This window comes from Chitinophaga sp. SYP-B3965, from assembly GCF_009647655.1.
In the GTDB taxonomy this organism is placed as follows: domain Bacteria; phylum Bacteroidota; class Bacteroidia; order Chitinophagales; family Chitinophagaceae; genus Chitinophaga.
Genome location: NZ_WJFD01000001.1, coordinates 839,725 through 860,196 on the forward strand (window position 1 = coordinate 839,725; position 20,472 = coordinate 860,196).

Below are 20,472 nucleotides of genomic sequence, written 5' to 3' on the forward strand. Positions count from 1 at the left end.
GTTATGACACAAAGATATTTCGGACTCATCATATTAGCAGCTGCAGTATACCTGCTGCCCGGCTGTAAAGATTACCTCACCGTACAACCGGAAGACAGGCTCACCGAAGGGCAGGTGTATAGCAACGAAAAGTCTATTCAACAGGCATTGAATGGCCTGTACACCACCATGGCAGATAACGACCTGTATGGTGCAACGCTTACCTGCAAAACGGTAGACCTCCTGGGGCAGCGTTATGCCACACAGAGCACCTCAGATAATAGCTACAGCCTGATAGCATCCTATTCTTACACCCAGGATAAGGTGAAAAGTGCATTGGATAGCCTTTGGCAAACAAGTTATGCCACTATCCTGGCAGCCAATAAGTTCATCGCAGAAATGGATGGCGCTGCGCAAAGAGGTGTGATTACAAAAGATCATGCGGACCAGATGAAAGGAGAAGCCATTGGCATACGTGCTATGCTGCATTTTGATATGCTGCGTTTGTTTGGTCCCGTGTACGTTACTTCTTCCGCTTCACCTGCCATTCCTTATTACAGGAGAGCAGACGGCGTAACCAGGCCTATTATTACAGCGAGTGCAGTATTGGATAGTGTACTGGCCGATCTTTCCGGAGCAGAAACATTACTGGCAAAAGATCCTGTGATCACCAGCGGTGTAATAGCATCAACTGATTTTTATGCAGGTTACCGCAATCAAAGACTAAACTATTATGCCATCAAAGCCCTGTCCGCAAGAGCTAATCTTTACGGCGGCAATAAAGTGGCGGCTAACGCAGCAGCGAAGGCTGTACTGGAAAGCGGCGAGAAATGGTTCCCATGGGTGATAAGAGCTGCAGTAGCAGACCTCTTCAGTCCGGACAGGATCTTCTCTCCCGAAGTGCTCTTTGCCGTATATAACCAGGATATGTACATCAACCAGAACGGTTTGTTCAATGGAGGACTACGGCCAACAGACCTGTTATCCGTACAACCCGCCAGGCTGGATGCTATTTATGAATCCAACGGTAACGACTATCGCAACCAGTTCATCTGGGTAACGGAAAAAGGGCGCACCTTCTTCAAGTTTGCAGATATATCTGATGGCACAAAACCATGGCGCTTTTTACAACCCCTGATCCGTAAAACAGAATTGTATTACATACTGGCGGAAACCGGTACAGATCTTACAACACAGCGGGGTTACCTGGATTCTGTAAGAGTGCACAGAGGTTTGCCCACCCTGCCTGCCAATGCGGTGATCGCTACCGAAGTATCGAAAGAATACCAGAAAGAGTTTTTTGGAGAAGGACAGATGTATTTCTATTTCAAACGCCTCAACCAGAAACCTATTCCAAGTGGCAACAGCGCACCGGGAACCGGCACCGTTACGCCGAACTATATCATCCCGCTGCCTTTATCTGAAACCACTCCCCGCTAACATTAAAAAGAAAACAATGAAGAAACTCATTTATATAATAGCTGTAATGCTGCTGGCAGGGGCCTGTAAAAAGGAAGGGCTGCTTACCTATAATGTGAAGGACAATGTCTATTTCGCATACCGGTTCAAAATAGTGCAGAATCCAATTATTGATTCCACGGATTTTACATTTGCCTACACGCCACCCGCTATTACAGAAACAATATTTAAACTGCCTGTTGCGGTAACGGGAACGGCTAAAGATTATGACCGTAAATTGAGCATTACCATTGATCCGGCCTCTACTGCCGTTGCAGGTAAACACTATGAAGTGCCAACAGAATTTATCCTGCATGCCGGCAGATTAACGGATACCATTTTGCTGAAGCTAAAACGCCCTGCAGAACTGAAGGCCAACCCAGTAAATCTGGTGTTCAACCTGCATGCCAATGAAAATTTTGATACCAACCTCAAAGTTTTATACGGATTTTCAGATACAGTAGATGCCCAGCGGTTCAAGCTGAACATCGCAGATGTGATTGTTCAGGGAACTAGCTGGACGGGCACTTTTGCGCAATTTTTCGGAACATTCAGTGTAAAGAAAGTATTGCTGCTGAATGAAGTAGCCGGTATGCCGCTTAATTTCTTTGTGGATGTATCCGTGGGTGGTATTAACCTGAATGCCCTGGGGCAATATTATGCCATCACCACCAGCCGTTACCTGAATGATCAGGCCGCCGCCGGAAAAAGAGTGTATGAGGACGATGGTGTAACACCCCTTCTCATGGCACCCGCTTATCAATAACCACAAAACATCACTAAGATGAAACATCTTTTTATATATCTTCTCGCATTCATCGTCTTTACTTCCTGTTACAAGGACAAAGGCAATTACGACTATCATGTGATCAATCACTGGACGGTTGAAAACTTCGACAGTACAAAAGGTTATACCGTACTCCTGGGAGATACACTGAAGATCAATCCTACCTTAAAGTGGAGCAATGATCCCAATCCCAGTGACGCCAACTACAATTATGCATGGTCTTTCCGGTACAGGCCCTCTTCGAACCTGCCCTTTATAGATACGGTGATAGGTACGGACAAAAACCTGAATGCAAAGATCAATCTCCTGCCCGGTAACTATTCACTCGCATACAGGGTAACGGATAAATCCAATGGCGTAACCTTCCAGACGAGGACCAATATATTGGTATCCTCCAAAAACTTTGAAGGCTATATGGTGCTGAACGATGTGAACGGGAAATCAAGGCTGGATATGCTGGCTTATTCAAAAGGAACCGGCCTGTTCACACAGTATACAGATGTGTTAAAGGAAATGAACTCTAATCTGCCGGAGCAGGGCAAACCCCGTCAGGTGTTGTGTATGAATTATGTGGGTACCAATATCACCCCGCTCAACTATGGCATCTTCTTGCTCACGGAAACCGGCACCAACCGCATTCACCAGGAAACATTTGCCTATGAGCCTACGATGAATATCCGCTATCTCATGGTGGGTAACATCGCAAATGATTTTAAAGCAGATGTGCTGACCGGTGAAAACCCATCACCTACTACGGTGATGTTCTACATGTATGCCAAAGGGAACATGTATGCTTATTCAACTTTATACGGGTATGCTTTCAGGAATGATCCTATCAATGTATACGCTGCTGCCAGTGCTCCGTTCAAAGTGTCTCCTTATGTAGTAACAGATGGTACGGTGGGAGTGATGTATAATACGGATAAACGTTGTTTTGTGCAGGCTGCTAACTTCAATAGTTCCTTTGTAGCAGATGTGGTGGCCGCCCGTAATTTCCCTACCGGGCTGGACCTTGTTTGGATGGAAAGGTCTTACAACAGCACCAGCCGTTCCGTATATGCTGTATTGAAGGATCCGGTGACAGCTAAATATTACCTGCTGCGTTTCCCCATCGCCGGTGCGCAAACATTATTCAAAGAGATCACCGCCCCTGATTTTGCACAGGCCACCAGTTATGCCGTGAGCCCGGATGTGAATTACCTGTTCTATTCCGTGGGTGGAAAAGTATACGAATATGACTTTAACCTGGGCACACCCACTACTACGTTAATGATAGACAAAGGAAACTCCACCATTACTTACATGGGTTTCCCGCATTTCTATAATTCTTTCGTAGCGGCTAATGCCAACACCTATAAATTATGGGCCACTTACCTCACTGTAGGTACTTATGATCCTGCCGGCACGCCCGGTGCCAATGGTACGCTGGAATGTTATTCCGTTCCTGAGATCAGTAAACCACTTGTGAAAACAATGGGATGGACAGGTTTGGGAAAAATAGTAAGCGTAGCATACCGGGAACGATAATTATTAAAAACGATTTAAACTTTATTCATGAAAAAATTCAGCATGCCAAAGGCATTGACCCTGTTTGCCCTGTTGTTTCCCGTAGCCGTTATGGCACAGGAAGGCGCTTACACCGTTTCCCTTGATTACGGGCCAGGTGTAACCAATAAGATAATGTTCAACCGTTTTACCCTCAGTACCGGAGGGAAAAAGGATACTGCTATTACCTTGAATGGCAAAGCCACCTTTTCAGGTATTGTAAATGATGAACGCCAGCGTGGGCAATTAATAGTGATAGAAGGAGATTATCAGAGGGGTGGTTTATTTTATCTGGAACCAGGTAAGATCAATATTAATTATCAGGGTAAACATCCTGTGATCAGCGGAACACCACTTAATGAAGATTACCAGGTATTCAGGGAATTGCTCAATGCCACAGTGGATAGCGCCAATGTAAATAATACGGGTCGTCCAGTGACGGAGTTTGATCCTGGTATGATGAACGCAAGGTTCAATGTGATCATGAAGTTTATGGCTGCGCGTCCTAAGAGCGAGATCAGTGTGGACCTCTTAAACGAGATCGGTGTTCGTTTCAAAGACAAGGTACAGATGGTGGCCGCATATGATAAACTCACCGCTTCCGCTAAAAAAACGCCGCAGGGAATAGAATTGCGTAACCGCATCAAAGGTTTGGGCGCAGCTAAAGTAGGAGATATGGCGCCTGTATTTACCACACCGGATACAGAAGGCAAAAATGTATCATTGGCAGACTACAAAGGAAAATATGTGCTTATTGATTTCTGGGCCACCTGGTGTGTACCCTGCATAGCAGAAATGCCTAACCTGGTGAAAGCATACAGCACCTACAAAGACAAGAACTTCGATATCCTGGGTGTTTCCCTGGAACGCCCTGATTCAAAAGAACTGTGGCTGAAAGTGATCAAAAGGGATAACCTCACCTGGAAACACGTGAGCGACATGAAATGGTGGAACTGTACGCCTGCGTTGTTATACAATGTATCGAGCGTACCCGCCAACTTCCTCGTGGACCCTCAGGGTAAGATCATCGCTACCAATCTTCGCGGAGAAGAACTGCAAAAGAAACTCGCTGAAATCCTTTTATAAATATCACATATGAAAACAACAGGATTATTACTCGCATTACTCTTGCCTGTATTCGTACATGCACAGGACAAAAGTTATGTGATCGACGGAAAGATAAAAACAGATTCCGTATTAGTAGGTAAGATCTATCTGTATGGAAAAGGCATTAAGCGAGACAGCTGTGTGTTGAAAAATAATACCTATCACTTTGCCAACATACTGGAACCAGAGGGCGCACAGGCCGTTATAACATGGTGTGATGCACCGGATGAGGAGCGGATAAGAAAGACGGGTAGTTTAGCAGAAACAGGGGCTATTTTCTTTTTTCTATCGCCTGGCAATATCAGGATAGAACATGAACTGGCTTTTGATAAGAAAACAATAACCGGCTCTCCATTACAGGTGGAGTATGATAATGTTGTGAAAGCCATCCGTGCCAGTAATGGTGATAAAGATCCTGTATTAAAAGAATATATCCGCTCACATCCTAACTCCTGGTTGAGTTTTGCTTTCCTCAGAGATCGTGCAAGATACTTTGGCCCGGAAGTAGCAGACAGTCTTTACCGCTCCCTGAGCGATAACCTGAAAAAGGATCCGGAGATAAAGAAACTGGATGTACAGCTAACTGCAGCAGTGGCAGTGGGTATCGGTAAAATAGCCCCTGAATTCACGCTGAATGATCCGGAAGGTAAACCGGTGTCTTTATCATCTTATCGTGGCAAATATGTACTCGTAGATTTCTGGGCCAGCTGGTGTGTACCCTGCCGCGCAGAAAGTCCTTATGTAAAGAGGGCATATGATGTACACAAAAGCAAAGGATTAGAGATATTAGGCATTTCGCTGGATACGCAGGCTTCCCGCGATAAATGGATAGAGGCCATTAAAAAGGATGGACTCACCTGGACGCAAGTGTCTGACCTGGTAGGACCGGAAAGCCCTGTGGCGAAAGCATATGGCGTAGAGGGCATTCCCGCTAACTTTTTGATCGATCCCCTCGGTAAAGTGATTGCCGTTAATCTCAGGGGAGGAGACGTAGAACTTAAGATTGCACAACTCGTTAAATAATGATCATGATCAAAAAAATAATCATCTCAACCCTGGTAACATTACCATTGCTGAGTGCCGCACAAAAAAAGCCCTTTAGCATTGATGGAAAGATAAACATGGATAGCATTCCGTCCGGTAAAATCTACCTTGCCTATAATGACAACGGAGCAGAAATGAGAGATAGCTCCAGTATCGTCAACAAAACCTATCATTTCAAAGGGGAGATGTACGATGGCGCTGTGAAAGCTAACCTCTACTGGGAAGACAGAACAGCAGACAAAACAAAACGTTTCAAAGGATTTGCACAGTTCTACACAGGGCCAGGTAAAGTAAAAGTAACGAACAAAAGCAAGTTTAATGACATGGAGATCACCGGTTCTCCAACAGAAGACGATGCCCGTTTGTTTGCACAGCAAAATGGTGCCGGCCGCCCTACTAAAGAGCCCATGGTAGCATTTATTAAATCCCATCCGGATTCATGGTTAAGTGTTGTTTTTATAGACAATTTGGTGATAGATCTGCGCAACCTTACACTGGATGAAATAGATGGACTGATCGCTGGTTTAAGTCCCGCTCTCCGGGAATATGATACCATAAAGGATATCAAAACATTAACTGCAAGCAGGCGTGTAGCCATAGTAGGTAACCCTGCCATTGAATTCACCGCCCCGGATGTGAACGGCAAGATCGTATCCTTATCTTCTTACCGTGGTAAATATGTAATGATAGATTTCTGGGCTAGCTGGTGCCATCCCTGCCGCGCAGAAAACCCAAATGTAACAGCTGCCTACGAACGCTTCAAAGACAAAGGCTTTAACGTACTAAGCGTATCCCTGGATATGACCAAAGAACCCTGGCTCAAAGCCGTAAAGCAGGATAGCCTCGCATGGACACAGGTATCTAACCTAAAAGGTTTTAAAGATGAAGTAGCTGTTAAATACGGCATTCATGCCATCCCTGATAATTTCCTGATAGATCCGAAAGGGAATATTATTGCGAAAGGATTACATGGAGAAGAACTGCATAAAAAACTGGCAGAGATATTTAAGTAGTTTGATGTCCTCTCTAAAATGAGAAGAAAGACGCTCTCATAAAAAAACTTAAAACAAGAAACAGCGTTCTCGTAAAACAAACTTAAAATAAAAGAACGCTCTCATAAAAAATCTAAAATAATAAAAACAGCGCTCTCGCAAAAAAAACTCTCCCATAAAAAAGAAAAAAAATACCGCCCTTTGCAGCGCGGCATACACTGGGCAGCCCTTTAAAGGCTGCCCATTTTTATTTGCATCACTAACCCACCAGTAGGAGGGAGTTTGAATTTTTTAACACCCTTTATAGAGACTTTTTCCTGCATAAACTTATTATCCTTATCAGAGATCACCAGCGCTTCATAATTCCCTTTGCCTGAAAGAAAATCCGCCCGCAACACAAACTCCTTCTCCTGCTCAGTGCCATTAATAACCGCCACATACCAAACCTTCCCCTTCCTTTTAGCAAAAGCCGCCAGCTCACCAATCTCACTTCCCGGCAGGACCCTTGTTTCATCCCATGTAACCGGCAATACCTGCAGCAAAGGAATAATAGGCGCATACAAAGGATCATTGATAATGGTAGAAGGATTCTCCGCCATACATTGAAAAGGAGAATTAAAAAGATAAAACAAAGCCAGCTGATGCGTATAAGTAGTAGGCCCTTTGTTAGAAAAGAAACCAGGCGTATAATCTCCATGCCCGCAGAGAAAACGCGTAAAAGGAAGCGCCGCATTATGCCAGGCAGGAATAGGTTCTTTCATAATATTCAACTCCATCCCCCGTATCCCTTCCCGCGTCATTTCATTGGGATAAGTAATACTCTCACCGGTAGGCGCATGGCACCCATGAAAATTCACCATAAGCTTACGGGCTGCACAAGCCTTAAGGAATCCGATCTCAAAATCAACGAGCGGTTTCGCCTCACTGTTCATGAAATCCGTTTTAACCCCGGCTGCACCAAACATCGCCACACTATCCAGGAAAGCATCCCGCTGCTGAGGGTCTCTCAGCCATTTAGAATCTTTCCATACCCACACTTTTACATGCCGGGCTGCTGCATATTGACAGATATCTCTCAACTGTTGCCATTTATCCGGCCAGATAGTTTCCCATCCTTCATCCAGTAAAGTATAATTGAATTGCAACTTTGCAGCCGCATCAATGAAACGCTTTTCTTCTTCCGGCTGCATGAAATTCTCCTTACGCGTGATCCAGCTCCAGACAGCCTTCCCGGGTTGTATATAACTCACATCTTTAAACAACATTTTATCCGGTGCCGGATTCAACGCAGCAATGATCCCATTGTTCACAAGGGAGTTCAGATCAGTTGCATAAAGGATCACCCGCCATGGTGTATACTGTCCACCCTGCACCTCAAAACCTTTATCACCTTCCGTAAAATTCACCTGCATCGTTCTGTTACCCTTTGCTTCCAACCGCATGCCACTGTAATTATATAAAGCCGCTTCCGTGATCACCATATAACTTTTATCCCGCAGCTGCATCACCAATGGTTTGCCCTGCACAGGGCCTGAAGAAGAAATAACAGGCAAACTATCCACTGAAGTATGCATCCACCATCCGGCATAGGATTTTAATTTCCAGTCACTGTTCCTTTCAAAGAACCAGACCTTAGAAGCAGCAGGTATCTTAAATGAAGTGAGTTCTTTTTGTAGTGTTCCGGTGGTGGGGATCTTATACCGGAAAGCACAGCCATCTTTAAACAGGCGGAATTCCATTACAAGGCCCTTCATGTTTATTTCATACACGCGGCTGTTATTGAGTACTGCGTTTTTGTTAGCTCCTGTTTTGCCGGCCGTTGCGCTTTTGTTACCACCCGCAGCTTTAATATCATACTGCCGCAATATTTTAACCCCTGTTACACCCTCCCCCAAAAAAATACCCCCTAATTGTAATCCTAGCACTGAGGGCTCCACAATCAGCTGCTGACCAACCCGGACACTATAACTATTTGCAGATAAGGATACGGAAACGTTGCCGGAGGGATCCGTTAAAACAGATTGTGCAACTGCAGAAACCTGCAACAATAGCAGGCATATCATATATACGTGGAATCTGGCCATGATGCAGCAAATTTATACTACTGTCCCACACCTGCGCAGAAGGCAACCCCTAAAATGGAGAGGGAACATTCCCAATTTAGCGGGAAGGTTCCCAAATACCTTTAATCCACGATGTAGGTCTGGGAGGAAGCCATTCCCTGATCTTCAAATTTCACTTTTGTAATCCCTGACTGCTTCGGTATCCTCACAAGATAGAACTTCCTTTCGTAGGTATAAGTATGCCCCAGGGTAGCAGGAACACTATCCAGCCGGATTAAAGTATAAGGAATATGAAGGATACAGTTTTTAATATAAGCAGTGTCCATCTTAAGGGATAAAGAGATGTCCTTCAGCACAGGCTGCCCACCCTCCAATACACCTATTTTATTATCTACAAGAATGCCCGTTATCAGATAGCGGGAAAAATCAATGTCCGGAGAAGGAAGAAAGAACTTTTCGAAATGCTCCTTATCATCGAATTTATAAGTATTAATGACCATAATAAACCTGGCATCAGGGCTTAGTTGACAGGATCTTAATTCATCCGGGGTATAAGCTTTGTAGGTGCTGTCCGTACAGGGAGCCGGTTGCTTTTTAGCTTGTTTCGTATTACAGGCCACCAAAAAGAGCACGATAAGGAGGTAATAGGTTTTCATAGACAGGTGTTAATATGGTGAATAAAATTAATGATTAATTCGCTAAAAGCATTATTTTTAGCCATCCTAACCTATAAAATATGGAAACAACACAAGCAGACCTCCTCACCGATGAGATTGTTAGTATTGAACAGGCCTCCAGCGGAAAACGCCTGGCCAATTACCTGATAGACCTCGTCAGCTTTTATGCCATGCTTTTTATCTTCGGAATTATGATAGGCCTCCTTTTCCCTGAGTCTTTGGGCTTTTGGAATGGCATAGCTGAGAACGTCTGGCTGGACCGCTTATTCACCATGTGTATGTATGCAGTTTACATGGCATTGGTAGAAGGCATTTTTAAAGGAAGGACCCTCGGTAAATTAATTACCGGCACCCGGGCAGTAAATGAAGATGGCACTCCTATCAGTTTCATCACCGGTTTCGGTAGAGGCCTCATTCATGCCGTACCATTTTGTGCGTTCAGTGCGCTGGGCACTCCTTGCTACCCCTGGCATGATCAATGGACAAAAACCTATGTAGTGGATCTCAAGTTATCAGTGTTACCTGCATAAAGAATGTTACCTTGCAGGACTTTAAAAAATACAAGATGAGAAACCTCTTATTACTATTAACGGCCTGCTTTACATTCACTGCTTGTGGAAACATGCAAAAAACTACTACTACCACCAATGAACTGGTAACAGAAATGTCTCTTCCGGAAACTGTAAAGACCGGCAGTCCCATCCTGTTAAAATTCACCGTACGTAACCCATCTGCGCAGGAATTAAAATTCTGCAAATGGCATACACCTTTTGAAGGTTTCATGGGTATGTTCCTGGATATCACAGATGCCAGCGGAACCAACGCACAGTATAAAGGTATCATGGCCAAAAGGATCATGCCGCCGCCAGAAGAAGCTTATATTAAAGTACTGGCAGGAGACAGCGTTTCTGTAGAGATCGATCTGCTGAAAGGTTATAATATTACCGCTCCCGGTAAATACAAAGTAGTCTATCAGGCAGGAGGTATGAGCGGACTGGTAAAAGTGAATGAACCCGTCTTTAATGTAACCAACTAACTACTAAAAAACATCACATATAAAAGAAGGCTGACCTTATCCGGGTCAGCCTTCTTTTATATAGTAAAGCGTGATCCATACGCTTCTAAAAACAGGGTTTTAAACAAAGAATACCCCCATATTGTTATACCTGTATCGTTATCCGATGTGAAGTCTGTGTTAACTTTCAGGCAGGCTCAAAAGAGCGTGTTTTTTAGTAAACACAAGCCCAGAGTCTACTAAACCGTTTTCGTAGAATTCCTAACTGATGTGATTAAAATCGTCTAAATTGACCCCATAATTCGCTGCTCATCAACCTTAAATCTGATACAATCAAAATTCCACGTAACAATCCGGTAACATAGGGTTGTTTCCTTTGTCCCGTTATTACGTAACCAAAACTCAATTGCTTTCCATGAACAAATTTTACGTACCTAAGCGCAACTTGCAATTGGTGTTCGCCTCACTGGTTTGCTGTAGTTGCTTTTTTATTCAGGGGAATGCTCACGCGGAAACCAAGCCCGCAGTTAAGAGCAATGCCCGGTTCGATCAAACAATTACAGGAACAGTGAAAGACGCCACCACGGGCGAACCTCTTATAGGCGCAACCATCGGAGTGAAGGGTTATTCAAAGACCACCAGTACGGATACAAAGGGAGCCTTCTCTTTGTCTGTACCAGACAAAACACCCGCACTCTTAGTTAGTTTCATTGGGTATGTAACCCAGGAAGTCCTTATCAGGGACAGGACCAACATTGATATCTTATTACAGTCTTCCGCTACAGATCTTACACAGGTAGTAGTGGTGGGTTATGGTACGCAGAACAAGAAAGATATTACAGGAGCAGTGAAAACGCTGAAGAGTGAATCCTTTAATAAAGGTATCATCAACAACCCGCAGGAATTACTGCAAGGGAAGATTGCAGGTGTGAATGTTACCTCCGCAAGTGGTGAGCCGGGAGCAAAGCTGGGCATCACTATCCGTGGTGCCGGTGGCGTGCGTGGTGGTAATTCACCTCTATTCGTAATAGATGGTTTACCGCTGGATAACTCCAGCACAGGCGGAGCCGGTGATCCGTTAAACACCATCAATCCACAGGATATTGAATCCATGGACGTGTTGAAAGATGCATCTGCTACTGCTATCTATGGTACAAGAGGTGCCAATGGTGTGATCATCATTACTACCAAAAAAGGTAAAGCAGGAGCTTCCACACTGTCCCTCAATTCCAGCCTTGGATTTTCAAAGATGGCACGGCCACTGGATGTACTCACTGCTGCTGAATTCCGTGCAGAAGTACCTAAGCTGGGTGGCTCTGCATTAGATGATAAAGGTGGTGATACAGACTGGCAGAAAGTGGTGACCAGAACAGCTATCACACAAAACTATAACCTCGCAATGAGCGGCGGTGCAGATAAACTCACGTACTATGCTTCTTTTGGCGCACAGTCGCAGCAGGGGATCATCAAGCGCAGCCAGATAGACCGCTATACCGGTCGTTTTAATGCTACTCAGAGATTCCTGGATGATATACTGATCATAGATGTGAACCTTGGTATTGCCAATACCAAGAATGAGCGTCCGCCATTAGGAATAGGAGAAGCTGTCAGCAACAATCCTACTTACCCTGCATTTAATGCAGATGGTAGTGCCGCGAAGTATGAGAATATGAGCAATCCGATATTGAACTTTGATCTGGACAGGGAACTGACCGTTACCAACAGGATAACAGGAAGTATCAGTCCTTCTATCAGGCTTTATAAAGGACTGGTGTATAAATTCACATTGGGCATAGATAATTCTACTGCTACCAGGGATAACGTGAATAAACCCAATGCGGTGCCTTTACGGGACGGAAAACTGGAAACCACTAATTATGTGAACAGGAACACACTGATAGAAAACTATCTTACCTACACTTACACGCAGAAAGCACATAACCTGACTGTATTAGCCGGTCACTCTTTCCAGAAGTTCTTTATACAAAGCAGATCTTCCAGCATCAATAAATTCCCTATCACACCGCTGGACCCTATCTACGTTCCGGGCTCCGGCCAGGAGTTAACGCTGGCGGGTAACAGGCCGGGTGGTTCCGCTTATGAGAATAAATTACAGTCTTTCTTTGGCAGGATCAATTATCAGTATGATGAAAGATACCTGTTAACAGTGAGTATGAGAGCAGATGGATCCACAAAATTCGGTGCTAATAACAAGTACGGGTATTTCCCTTCCTTCTCTTTAGGATGGAGGATCTCAGAAGAGGAATTCATGAAGAATTCACCATTCAGTAATTTGAAACTGAGAGGCGGTTATGGAGAAACAGGTAACCAGGAAATAGAACCAAAATCCACACAGCCGCTTTTTATTACAGAACTTTCCGCAGGCCAGAGTTATCCGCTTTATCCAACCGGGCCTTATTCCGCAGGTACTGTTTTTAGAAGACTGGCCAATCCTGATCTTCAATGGGAAAAATCCAAACAAACCAATTTAGGTTTAGATTTTGGCTTGTTGAATGGAGATCTCACAGGTTCTATCGATGTGTTTAAAAAAGTATCCAGCAATATACTGTTGATAGTACCACCTACGGATCCGGTGCAGCCAGCCCCTACATTATGGGCTAATATACCCAATATGACGGTGACAAATAAAGGGATTGAAGTAGACCTGGGTTATACTAAGACAATTTCAAAGAACATTAAATTGGGCCTTGGTGGTAGCTTCTCTTATATAACCAATAAAGTAGCAGGTTCACCTTATTCCATCATCCCATCGGGTTCCGCACAGGGCGCTGGTCTTACTTCCGCTACTGTTAACGGATATATTAATGGTGAAGCAGTAGGTACTTACTTCCTGAAGGAATTTACAGGATTTGATGCCAATGGTATCAGCACTTTCCTGGACAAGGATAAGGACGGTACTGTAACAGATAAGGACAGGGTAATAGCAGGTGTTGCAATACCAAATGTATTGTATAGCTTCTATCTGAATGTAGCCTGGAAAGGTTTTGATCTGGTTGCGAATTTCAATGGCGTATCCGGCAACAAGATCTACGACAATACAGCCAACGCCAACTTCTATAAACTGAGATTATCTAAAAACGTAAACGTTACCAAAGAAGCGATCGCTTTTACGCAGGAATCTATTAATAACTCTGCGCCTGTTAGTACAAGATACCTGAAAGATGGTGCTTTCCTCCGCCTGAACAACCTGGCAGTAGGGTATAATTTCAATACCACTGCACTGGGTATCAGCAAATGGGTACCAACCATCCGTTTATCTGCTACAGGTCAGAACCTCTTCGTGATCACCAAATATGATGGTTATGATCCCGAGGTGAACTTAGACAGGAACATAGATAATTTCACTTCCTACGGAATGGATTACCTGAGTTATCCTAAAGCGAGATCGTTTATTATTAGTTTAAATGCTTCATTTTAATATTTCAGTATATGAAAAAGACGAAATTATTGCTGCTGGCTGCTTGTGCAGGTATTACAATGATAGCTGGTTGTGCAAAATTAGACGAAATACCCTTGGATGAATCGTCCTCTACAGGACTTACCGATAAACAAGTTGCAGAAGGTGTTATTGGCCCTGTTTATGCAAGGCTGCCAGACATCTGGTTACATACCAACTATTTTTCCCTTCAGGAGATCTCTACAGATGAGGCTATCCTGCCATACCGCGGTGGTACGGATTGGGGTGATAACGGTATTTACCTGCAATTGCACAAACATGAAACAGTTAGTTCTGATGTGAATGTGCGGAACACCTGGACCAACATTACACAGGCACAATCAAGGGCAGTAACAGCTATCGTAACATTGCCAGACAACAAAGATCCCAATGCTCCATTATTCCTTGCAGAAGCAAGAGGTATGAGAGCTTACTACTGCATGCTCACGCTGGACCTTTTTGGTATCGTATTTAAAAAGGACGATCCAAAGGTGAACGCCACTATCTTAAGAGGTAATGACGCAGTAGAATACATTAAATCTGAACTGCTGGCCATTGAACCATTATTGGATAACACCACCGGACCCGGTCGTATCACCAAAGCAGGCGTTTGGGGTTTGCTGGCACGCCTTCACCTGAATGCAGCCGTATACCGTGATGTATATGGAGCTACGTTCGACTTTAAAAAAGAAGACATGGATAAGGTGGTAGAGTATTGCGATAAGATCATTGGTACACCTCAATTCACGCTGTCTTCCAGCTATTTTGCGCTGTTTGATGATGCGAACCATACCAATAAAGAATTGATCTTTGCAGTAGACCAACGTGCAGACCTGAATGGTCATAACCGTATGGCTTACTTCTCCCTTTCCGGCGATCAGTTCCCGCTTCCTGCTTACACAGGTGCAAACGGTACCGATGGTCCTGGTATCACTTCTGATTTTTACCGCAGCTGGGTGAATGCTTATACACCAACAGATCCTGCTGCTGCTGATCCGCGCTTTTACAAACAGAACCTGGGTATTTACACGAATCCTGCGGATTCCTGCGTAGACGCCGCTGCTTTCAATATCAACCGCGGTATCTTAAGAGGTCAGCAATATGGGCTGATCCGTAAAGGTGGTGTGTTCCTGAAATGCACCAGCGGAAAAATGTTAGTGGGCAAGTTATTTTACGATACCCGCAGCAAACCTACCAAACCAGTTGAGTTTACAGAGCTTTGCGATTTCACCGTTGCAGGCAGTGACTATAATACCGGTTTCCGTGTCTCTAAATATGAATTCAGCAAAACATCTGTTAGCGGAAGGAACTTCGGAGAGCATGACATTGTTATCCTGCGTCTCGCAGATATTTACCTGATGCGTGCAGAAGCCAAATTGAGAAGAGGAGATGCTGCTCCTACCGCATTGGCTGATGTGAACATTGTAAGAGCTGCCAGAACAGCTTCCACACCGGCTCCTGCATTAGGTGCCATCACACTGGACCTGTTGTTCCGCGAAAGAGGTTTCGAGTTCTATTGGGAAAGCCAACGCCGTACCGATATGATCCGCTTTGGAAAATATGAAGGTACCTGGACAGAGAAAACCAGCACCGACAAGAAAAAGAGGATCTTCCCGATTCCTTTGACGGCGATAGATGCTGCTTCCAACGTTCCTGGTTACCTGAAACAGAATGACGGCTACTAACTAAGCGTTCTTTTACTTTTAAATATAAAAGGGGCCGTATCAAAAGTATGATGCGGCCCCTTTTTATTCGGGTACCTGATGGAGGCATGCCATCATTTATGCAATTCTCCGGGCTATCTTTTATTTTTGATACAACCCCTTTTTTTACTTTAAATATAAAGAACCAACTGTACGCAGCTTACCTTTTTTACTTTAAATATAAAACCCCACCTGCACGCAGTTGGCCTTGCTTTATGGGAGATTGATCTTATTCCGGGAAAGTTCTTCCGTTAGCAGGAAACAAAGTTTTCCATATAAGGATTCCCGGATAGTTTCGTCAATGATATTTAACTGACCCTGCCATACCGCTAATGCATTTTTCCCTTCCAGTACAACCAGCTTCACTTCCTCATCCATCAGGCCATTGGCTTTCTTCACACGCCGTCTTTGCTGATAACGTGATCCCACTAATAAAGTCTTGGGTACTCTGCTGGGGCTTCTCGTTTTAAGTGTATCCGGCTTTTCATAGAACTGGTACATCATTAAAGTGGCATCCGGTTGGTGGTTATTAATAGCCGTGTTAAGCCCGGCCTTTAAAGAAGCCTGGTCACTGCCAATAAACTCATATACACAGGTAACCCCCTGCTTTTGATAATGAGTGATCACCTGGGGTGCCAGGTTTTCCATAAAATGCCTGATAGCACCACCCTGACCACATCCTGCAATGAGTATCTTTTTATACTGTTTACCCTCGTTGTTTGCCTTTAGTGTAACAATGTTTGAAGTGTCCTCCTGTGCGGTAGAACGAAGCGCCAGTAACAGGCATAAGAAACAAAAAATACGCGCCATAGTATAGAGACTGTTTGGCGCCAAATATAAAGAAAATTAAAGTGCTCCCAACAGCTGCGTATACAAGGTACCTTCATCACTGGGCCTTTTAGCGTTTCTAACCAGTACTTTCCCTTCCCGGTCTATGATAAAAAAAGTAGGGTAGCGGCGGGCCGGATCTCCCGGCAGCAGTGTTTGCCAGATAGCCTCAATAGCATCTCCTGTGATACGGGCATGTTCCCCCGTGATATTATTCACCTGTATGTATTCCTTCCATTTCTGATCGGCGAGGTCACTGTCATTACTCAGGTAAAGGAACACCACGTCTTTCCCTTTCATCTGTTCCTTCAATTGAGGGGCATAACGCATTTCTTGTTTGCAGGGGCCACACCAGGTTCCCCAGATATCCAGGTATACCAGTTTGCCTTTATAAGGCGCCAGCAATTGCTCCAGGGTGGTGATACCTGTATGGATGGTAATATGGCTGTTCTCTTTTCCGGCTGCCAGCATGTTTTCTAACCGTGTTAGCCTTTGGCGGCTGTCATTTTTCTCCTTACCATCCTTCTTCATCAGAGACATCACTTTACGGGCCATGGCGAGCTCTTTGTCATTACTGTAATAGATGATCCTGTTGGCCAGCAGTCTTTCATACTGCGCCGGCGGTAATACTTTTTCCGCCATCAGCAGGCCGACAGCCTCATCTCCATATCCATCTGCCAGCGTACGCAATGAATCAAATGATAACCCCGTTATGCCTTCAATTATTTTAGTCCCTGCAGCCTTGTCTTTCCGGTAGATCTGGAAGATCTCCGCCATCTTATATTTGGAATAGGCATACAGGAAATAATTGGCGTAAGGGCTCACGTTTAATTCTTCCATGGAGGGAACGCCCGTGATCTTCATCACGGTATCCTTCCAGGCAAAAGCTGCAGGGTTCCCGGTGTAGCTGTCCATCACAATACTAAACTCCTCCATATTCAGGGCGTAGTAATATTTAATGTTTGTACGCAGCGCCGATGTAAGTGAAGATGGGAGACCAGTTACGGTCAGCGATAAACTATCTGCTTCCTTTAAAATGGCCGGTAGCAACACCTGCATCAGGGAATCACGGCTCATTTTTCCAAATGTGTTCTGCGCAGAGAATTCTTTCAGGAAGAAAGGGCGTGGAGGAAAAGTAGCGTACACCAGCATATTTTCTGCAGCTGCTTTACCAGAGAATTTAATAGTACCGGAAAGATCTGCATTTTCAAATGTAATATGCAGCGGCCTGCCCGGGCTGAGTAATAATCTTTGTGGCTGTTTGTTATAAAGGAAAGTAACGATCAGTGGGTCCGTTCCCGGAACAGTAAAAGAGAAACTGCCATCCGGTTTCAATTCGCAATAAACAGAATTGCCGGCCTGGTACCACACATCCCGGGAAATATTCAATTCCACTTCCTTCCCCGTAGCGCCGCTGATCTTTCCGGTGAGAACAGATTGCGCCATACATGTTGTGATGCAACAAATGGTTAGGATAAGCATCCCGTACTTTTTCATGGTGTATATTTTATGCAAGGATAAAACACCCGAAGAAGCGGAAATGCGGAATGTGATGAACCGTTATAATCGTGTTACGAAACTATAGTTCCTCCCTGGCAAATTTGATATACTGTTCCCAGTCGTACCACAAAATATCATGTTTGCCGGTACGCAGATGATAACGGATATGTTTGCCCACAGGGTGCTCCGGTGCAGGCATTTCCGTTACGCCTAAACCTTTTTGCTTAAACAGTTCATATACAGGCTCTGCTGCTTTAGCAGAAAGGAATTCCCCTTTGGGATCAGACCACCGGTCCTCCGTAGCGCTGGCCACATATAAAGGCCGCGGGGCTATCAATGCTAACAGCATATGCTGATCAAAAGGTAACGTCTCCGGCTTTTCGTTGTATTGTTTATAAGCATCAATAAACCAATGCGGGAAGTTGGTATTGATGCGTTTAGTAGTTTCACCATACCAGCGGCGTGATAAAGCAGCGCCACCTTCCCCGGAATTATTGGACACTACAGCAGCAAAACGTGTATCATTCACACCTGCCCATATAGCTGCTTTGCCCAAACGGCTATGCCCTGTAACGATCACTTTTTTTGCATCCACACCCTTTTCTGTTTCCAGGTAATCCATCAGCCTGCTTAATCCCCAGGCCCATGCACCCATAGCACACCATTCAGATGGGGCAGTTTTTAACTCCTGCTGTAAAGTGCTGCGGATGCCGGTCTTCCATCCATCAGCACTATCCGGCTCTATATCTCCATAATGAAAGGTAGCCAGGCCAAATCCATTTTCAATCAGTTTGGCAGCTTCCCAGCGTCTTTCCTGAAAGCCCAGCGCAACGGGGTGTGCCACTGCTTTGATGAGGATATTGCTATCGCCTGATACCGTATGGTTGCCGAGGAAATTGCAGCCGATGAACACCGGTACCGGCTTTGTGCTTTTTTTAGGAAGGAAGAGCAGGATGTCTATGAAAGGGGCATCGTTCCCTTCTTTAAAGAACAGCCTTACCTGTTTGGAGATGGCAATACCACCCAGCGCATTGCTGTCTGTCAGTTGCACCAGGCTATGCATATGCGGCGGTTTGCCGGGATACACACCAAACATATAGGTTTTAAAAAGCTGTAAGATCTCCGGTCTGCGGCTGCGCTTCCAGTCTGCCGCAGTTTTCACGGAAGGCGTTAGCAACGCAGGTAAGGCATGGTTGCCCACTTTCGTTTCATCGTAATTAAAAACCTCCTGGGCATTCAGCCGCAAAGAGAGGATGATCAGGGAAAAAAGAAGGATGTATTTCATAACGGGTAATAAGATACGAAATTCCCGGATATTTAATAAAGGATCGTATCCTGCTTTTCCTCCACCTGCCCCAATTCCCGGATATAATCACGGGGCGATTTCCCGGCAATGGATTTAAATACCCGGTTAAAGTTGGCAATGCTGTTAAACCCGCATTGATAAGCCACCGTGGAGATACTGTCGAAGTTACCATCTGCCAGCTTTTTACAGGCTTCACTTACCCGCACTTCATTCAGGAAAGAAATGAACGTAAGCCTGGTATGTTTCTTGAAATAACGGCAGAATGCCTGGGCGGACATATTCGCATGCTGCGCAATATCTTCCAGTGTAATATCCGCATCATAATGTTGCATGATGTAATCATAGATATAACTGATCCTGATGCCTTCCTGTTCGTTCACCGCCAGGAGCCTTGTGCCGGAGATCAGGGAAGGCAGGTCGTTCATCATTTGAAAAGTATGCAGCAGGTCCATAAAGTGGATCAGTTGTTTGGCACAGGTAGTTTGATCTATCTGTAACATCCGCAAAAAGATATCTTCTCTTTGCTCTTCCGGTACTTTGAAACCCGTATCTGTTTTTTGCAGAAAGGCCTTTATCTTTTTCAGCTCCTGCAGTTCAAATACAGCACCCAGCATACCCTGCGGATTGAAGAAAAGCGTGAGGGCCTGCACAGGCGAGGTGCGGCCGTCTCCTTTAAATACATGCGGCTGATTGCTGCCTATCCAGAAAATGTCTCCTTCCTGGAAAGGATACATATTGTTTTCCACCACTAATGTACCACTGCCACGGATCACCCGTGTCAGTTGAATTTCTTCATGGCGGTGCAACCAGGGATAGAATTCCGGAAGAAGATCGCTTTGCGAGATGATCGCTTTATCCCGCGCAACAGGGATGGTGAACTGTAGGACTTTCATGTACTGAAATTACCGAAAAACACTGTAATTATAAAATTCAAAGTGACACTATTTAGTATTTCATGATTCGGATAAAATACGATGAATATTGATCAAAATCGATAAAATTAGCAGCGTT

General features: G+C 44.6%; 16 protein-coding genes. 10 read left to right on the plus strand and 6 right to left on the minus strand.

Annotation, left to right across the window (positions count from 1 at the left end; genetic code table 11):
• The first annotated feature begins 3 nt into the window (after positions 1-3).
• Genes GFS24_RS03295 through GFS24_RS03320 form a run of 6 tightly spaced genes read left to right on the plus strand, consistent with a single transcriptional unit; the run spans position 4 to position 6,933 of the window.
• Positions 4-1,419, plus strand: a complete 1,416-nt coding sequence (locus GFS24_RS03295) for a RagB/SusD family nutrient uptake outer membrane protein (protein ID WP_153658144.1) — start codon at positions 4-6, stop codon at positions 1,417-1,419.
• A gap of 16 nt (positions 1,420-1,435) precedes the next feature.
• Positions 1,436-2,203: a DUF4843 domain-containing protein gene (locus GFS24_RS03300; protein ID WP_153658145.1), complete on the plus strand. Its 768-nt coding sequence runs from the start codon at positions 1,436-1,438 to the stop codon at positions 2,201-2,203.
• A gap of 18 nt (positions 2,204-2,221) precedes the next feature.
• Complete coding sequence (locus GFS24_RS03305) at positions 2,222-3,751, plus strand: PKD-like family lipoprotein (protein WP_153658146.1); 1,530 nt, start codon at positions 2,222-2,224, stop codon at positions 3,749-3,751.
• Between the two features lie 27 nt (positions 3,752-3,778).
• Positions 3,779-4,855: a TlpA disulfide reductase family protein gene (locus GFS24_RS03310; RefSeq protein WP_153658147.1), complete on the plus strand. Its 1,077-nt coding sequence runs from the start codon at positions 3,779-3,781 to the stop codon at positions 4,853-4,855.
• A 9-nt stretch (positions 4,856-4,864) separates the two neighbouring features.
• The gene (locus GFS24_RS03315) at positions 4,865-5,899 is read left to right on the plus strand and encodes a TlpA disulfide reductase family protein (RefSeq protein ID WP_153658148.1); all 1,035 of its coding nucleotides are present in this window, start codon (positions 4,865-4,867) and stop codon (positions 5,897-5,899) included.
• A gap of 5 nt (positions 5,900-5,904) precedes the next feature.
• Positions 5,905-6,933, plus strand: a complete 1,029-nt coding sequence (locus tag GFS24_RS03320) for a TlpA disulfide reductase family protein (RefSeq protein WP_173002952.1) — start codon at positions 5,905-5,907, stop codon at positions 6,931-6,933.
• A gap of 209 nt (positions 6,934-7,142) precedes the next feature.
• On the opposite strand, the gene GFS24_RS03325 is transcribed toward GFS24_RS03320, so the two are convergent.
• Both GFS24_RS03325 and GFS24_RS03330 read right to left on the minus strand, forming a co-directional pair.
• A complete protein-coding gene (locus GFS24_RS03325; protein WP_153658150.1) occupies positions 7,143-8,996 on the minus strand; it encodes a glycoside hydrolase family 97 protein in 1,854 nt (617 codons plus the stop codon).
• A 101-nt stretch (positions 8,997-9,097) separates the two neighbouring features.
• Positions 9,098-9,631 carry a hypothetical protein gene (locus GFS24_RS03330; RefSeq protein ID WP_153658151.1) on the minus strand — a complete coding sequence of 178 codons (534 nt, stop codon included), beginning with the start codon at positions 9,629-9,631 and terminating at the stop codon, positions 9,098-9,100.
• An 80-nt stretch (positions 9,632-9,711) separates the two neighbouring features.
• On the opposite strand from GFS24_RS03330, the gene GFS24_RS03335 reads away from it, so the two are divergent.
• The 4 genes from GFS24_RS03335 to GFS24_RS03350 all read left to right on the plus strand — a co-directional run bounded on the left by GFS24_RS03335 (position 9,712) and on the right by GFS24_RS03350 (position 15,809).
• Complete coding sequence (locus GFS24_RS03335; RefSeq protein ID WP_153658152.1) at positions 9,712-10,182, plus strand: RDD family protein; 471 nt, start codon at positions 9,712-9,714, stop codon at positions 10,180-10,182.
• Positions 10,183-10,217: 35 nt separating this feature from the next.
• Positions 10,218-10,688, plus strand: coding sequence for a protease (locus GFS24_RS03340; RefSeq protein ID WP_153658153.1), 471 nt, complete (start codon positions 10,218-10,220; stop codon positions 10,686-10,688).
• Between the two features lie 394 nt (positions 10,689-11,082).
• Positions 11,083-14,106 (plus strand): TonB-dependent receptor, encoded by a 3,024-nt coding sequence (locus tag GFS24_RS03345; RefSeq protein WP_153658154.1) that lies wholly within the window; start codon positions 11,083-11,085, stop codon positions 14,104-14,106.
• Between the two features lie 11 nt (positions 14,107-14,117).
• Complete coding sequence (locus GFS24_RS03350; RefSeq protein WP_153658155.1) at positions 14,118-15,809, plus strand: RagB/SusD family nutrient uptake outer membrane protein; 1,692 nt, start codon at positions 14,118-14,120, stop codon at positions 15,807-15,809.
• Between the two features lie 231 nt (positions 15,810-16,040).
• Here GFS24_RS03350 and GFS24_RS03355 read toward each other — a convergent pair whose 3' ends face one another.
• The 4 genes from GFS24_RS03355 to GFS24_RS03370 form a co-directional block, all read right to left on the minus strand.
• Positions 16,041-16,637: a hypothetical protein gene (locus GFS24_RS03355; RefSeq protein WP_153658156.1), complete on the minus strand. Its 597-nt coding sequence runs from the start codon at positions 16,635-16,637 to the stop codon at positions 16,041-16,043.
• A gap of 36 nt (positions 16,638-16,673) precedes the next feature.
• Positions 16,674-18,101: a TlpA disulfide reductase family protein gene (locus tag GFS24_RS03360; RefSeq protein ID WP_173002953.1), complete on the minus strand. Its 1,428-nt coding sequence runs from the start codon at positions 18,099-18,101 to the stop codon at positions 16,674-16,676.
• Positions 18,102-18,234: 133 nt separating this feature from the next.
• On the minus strand, positions 18,235-19,440 hold the full coding sequence (locus GFS24_RS03365; RefSeq protein WP_153658158.1) for a S9 family peptidase: 1,206 nt from the start codon (positions 19,438-19,440) through the stop codon (positions 18,235-18,237).
• Between the two features lie 32 nt (positions 19,441-19,472).
• On the minus strand, positions 19,473-20,354 hold the full coding sequence (locus tag GFS24_RS03370; RefSeq protein ID WP_153658159.1) for an AraC family transcriptional regulator: 882 nt from the start codon (positions 20,352-20,354) through the stop codon (positions 19,473-19,475).
• Positions 20,355-20,472 lie beyond the last annotated feature (118 nt).

What these genes read in the sequence shown, in the direction of transcription:
- GFS24_RS03295 (WP_153658144.1), top strand. Translation starts at nt 4, where the DNA reads ATGACACAAAGATATTTCGGACTCATCATATTAGCAGCTGCAGTATAC.
- GFS24_RS03300 (WP_153658145.1), top strand. Translation starts at nt 1,436, where the DNA reads ATGAAGAAACTCATTTATATAATAGCTGTAATGCTGCTGGCAGGGGCC.
- GFS24_RS03305 (WP_153658146.1), top strand. Translation starts at nt 2,222, where the DNA reads ATGAAACATCTTTTTATATATCTTCTCGCATTCATCGTCTTTACTTCC.
- GFS24_RS03310 (WP_153658147.1), top strand. Translation starts at nt 3,779, where the DNA reads ATGAAAAAATTCAGCATGCCAAAGGCATTGACCCTGTTTGCCCTGTTG.
- GFS24_RS03315 (WP_153658148.1), top strand. Translation starts at nt 4,865, where the DNA reads ATGAAAACAACAGGATTATTACTCGCATTACTCTTGCCTGTATTCGTA.
- GFS24_RS03320 (WP_173002952.1), top strand. Translation starts at nt 5,905, where the DNA reads ATGATCAAAAAAATAATCATCTCAACCCTGGTAACATTACCATTGCTG.
- GFS24_RS03325 (WP_153658150.1), bottom strand. Translation starts at nt 8,996, where the DNA reads ATGGCCAGATTCCACGTATATATGATATGCCTGCTATTGTTGCAGGTT.
- GFS24_RS03330 (WP_153658151.1), bottom strand. Translation starts at nt 9,631, where the DNA reads ATGAAAACCTATTACCTCCTTATCGTGCTCTTTTTGGTGGCCTGTAAT.
- GFS24_RS03335 (WP_153658152.1), top strand. Translation starts at nt 9,712, where the DNA reads ATGGAAACAACACAAGCAGACCTCCTCACCGATGAGATTGTTAGTATT.
- GFS24_RS03340 (WP_153658153.1), top strand. Translation starts at nt 10,218, where the DNA reads ATGAGAAACCTCTTATTACTATTAACGGCCTGCTTTACATTCACTGCT.
- GFS24_RS03345 (WP_153658154.1), top strand. Translation starts at nt 11,083, where the DNA reads ATGAACAAATTTTACGTACCTAAGCGCAACTTGCAATTGGTGTTCGCC.
- GFS24_RS03350 (WP_153658155.1), top strand. Translation starts at nt 14,118, where the DNA reads ATGAAAAAGACGAAATTATTGCTGCTGGCTGCTTGTGCAGGTATTACA.
- GFS24_RS03355 (WP_153658156.1), bottom strand. Translation starts at nt 16,637, where the DNA reads ATGGCGCGTATTTTTTGTTTCTTATGCCTGTTACTGGCGCTTCGTTCT.
- GFS24_RS03360 (WP_173002953.1), bottom strand. Translation starts at nt 18,101, where the DNA reads ATGGCGCAATCTGTTCTCACCGGAAAGATCAGCGGCGCTACGGGGAAG.
- GFS24_RS03365 (WP_153658158.1), bottom strand. Translation starts at nt 19,440, where the DNA reads ATGAAATACATCCTTCTTTTTTCCCTGATCATCCTCTCTTTGCGGCTG.
- GFS24_RS03370 (WP_153658159.1), bottom strand. Translation starts at nt 20,354, where the DNA reads ATGAAAGTCCTACAGTTCACCATCCCTGTTGCGCGGGATAAAGCGATC.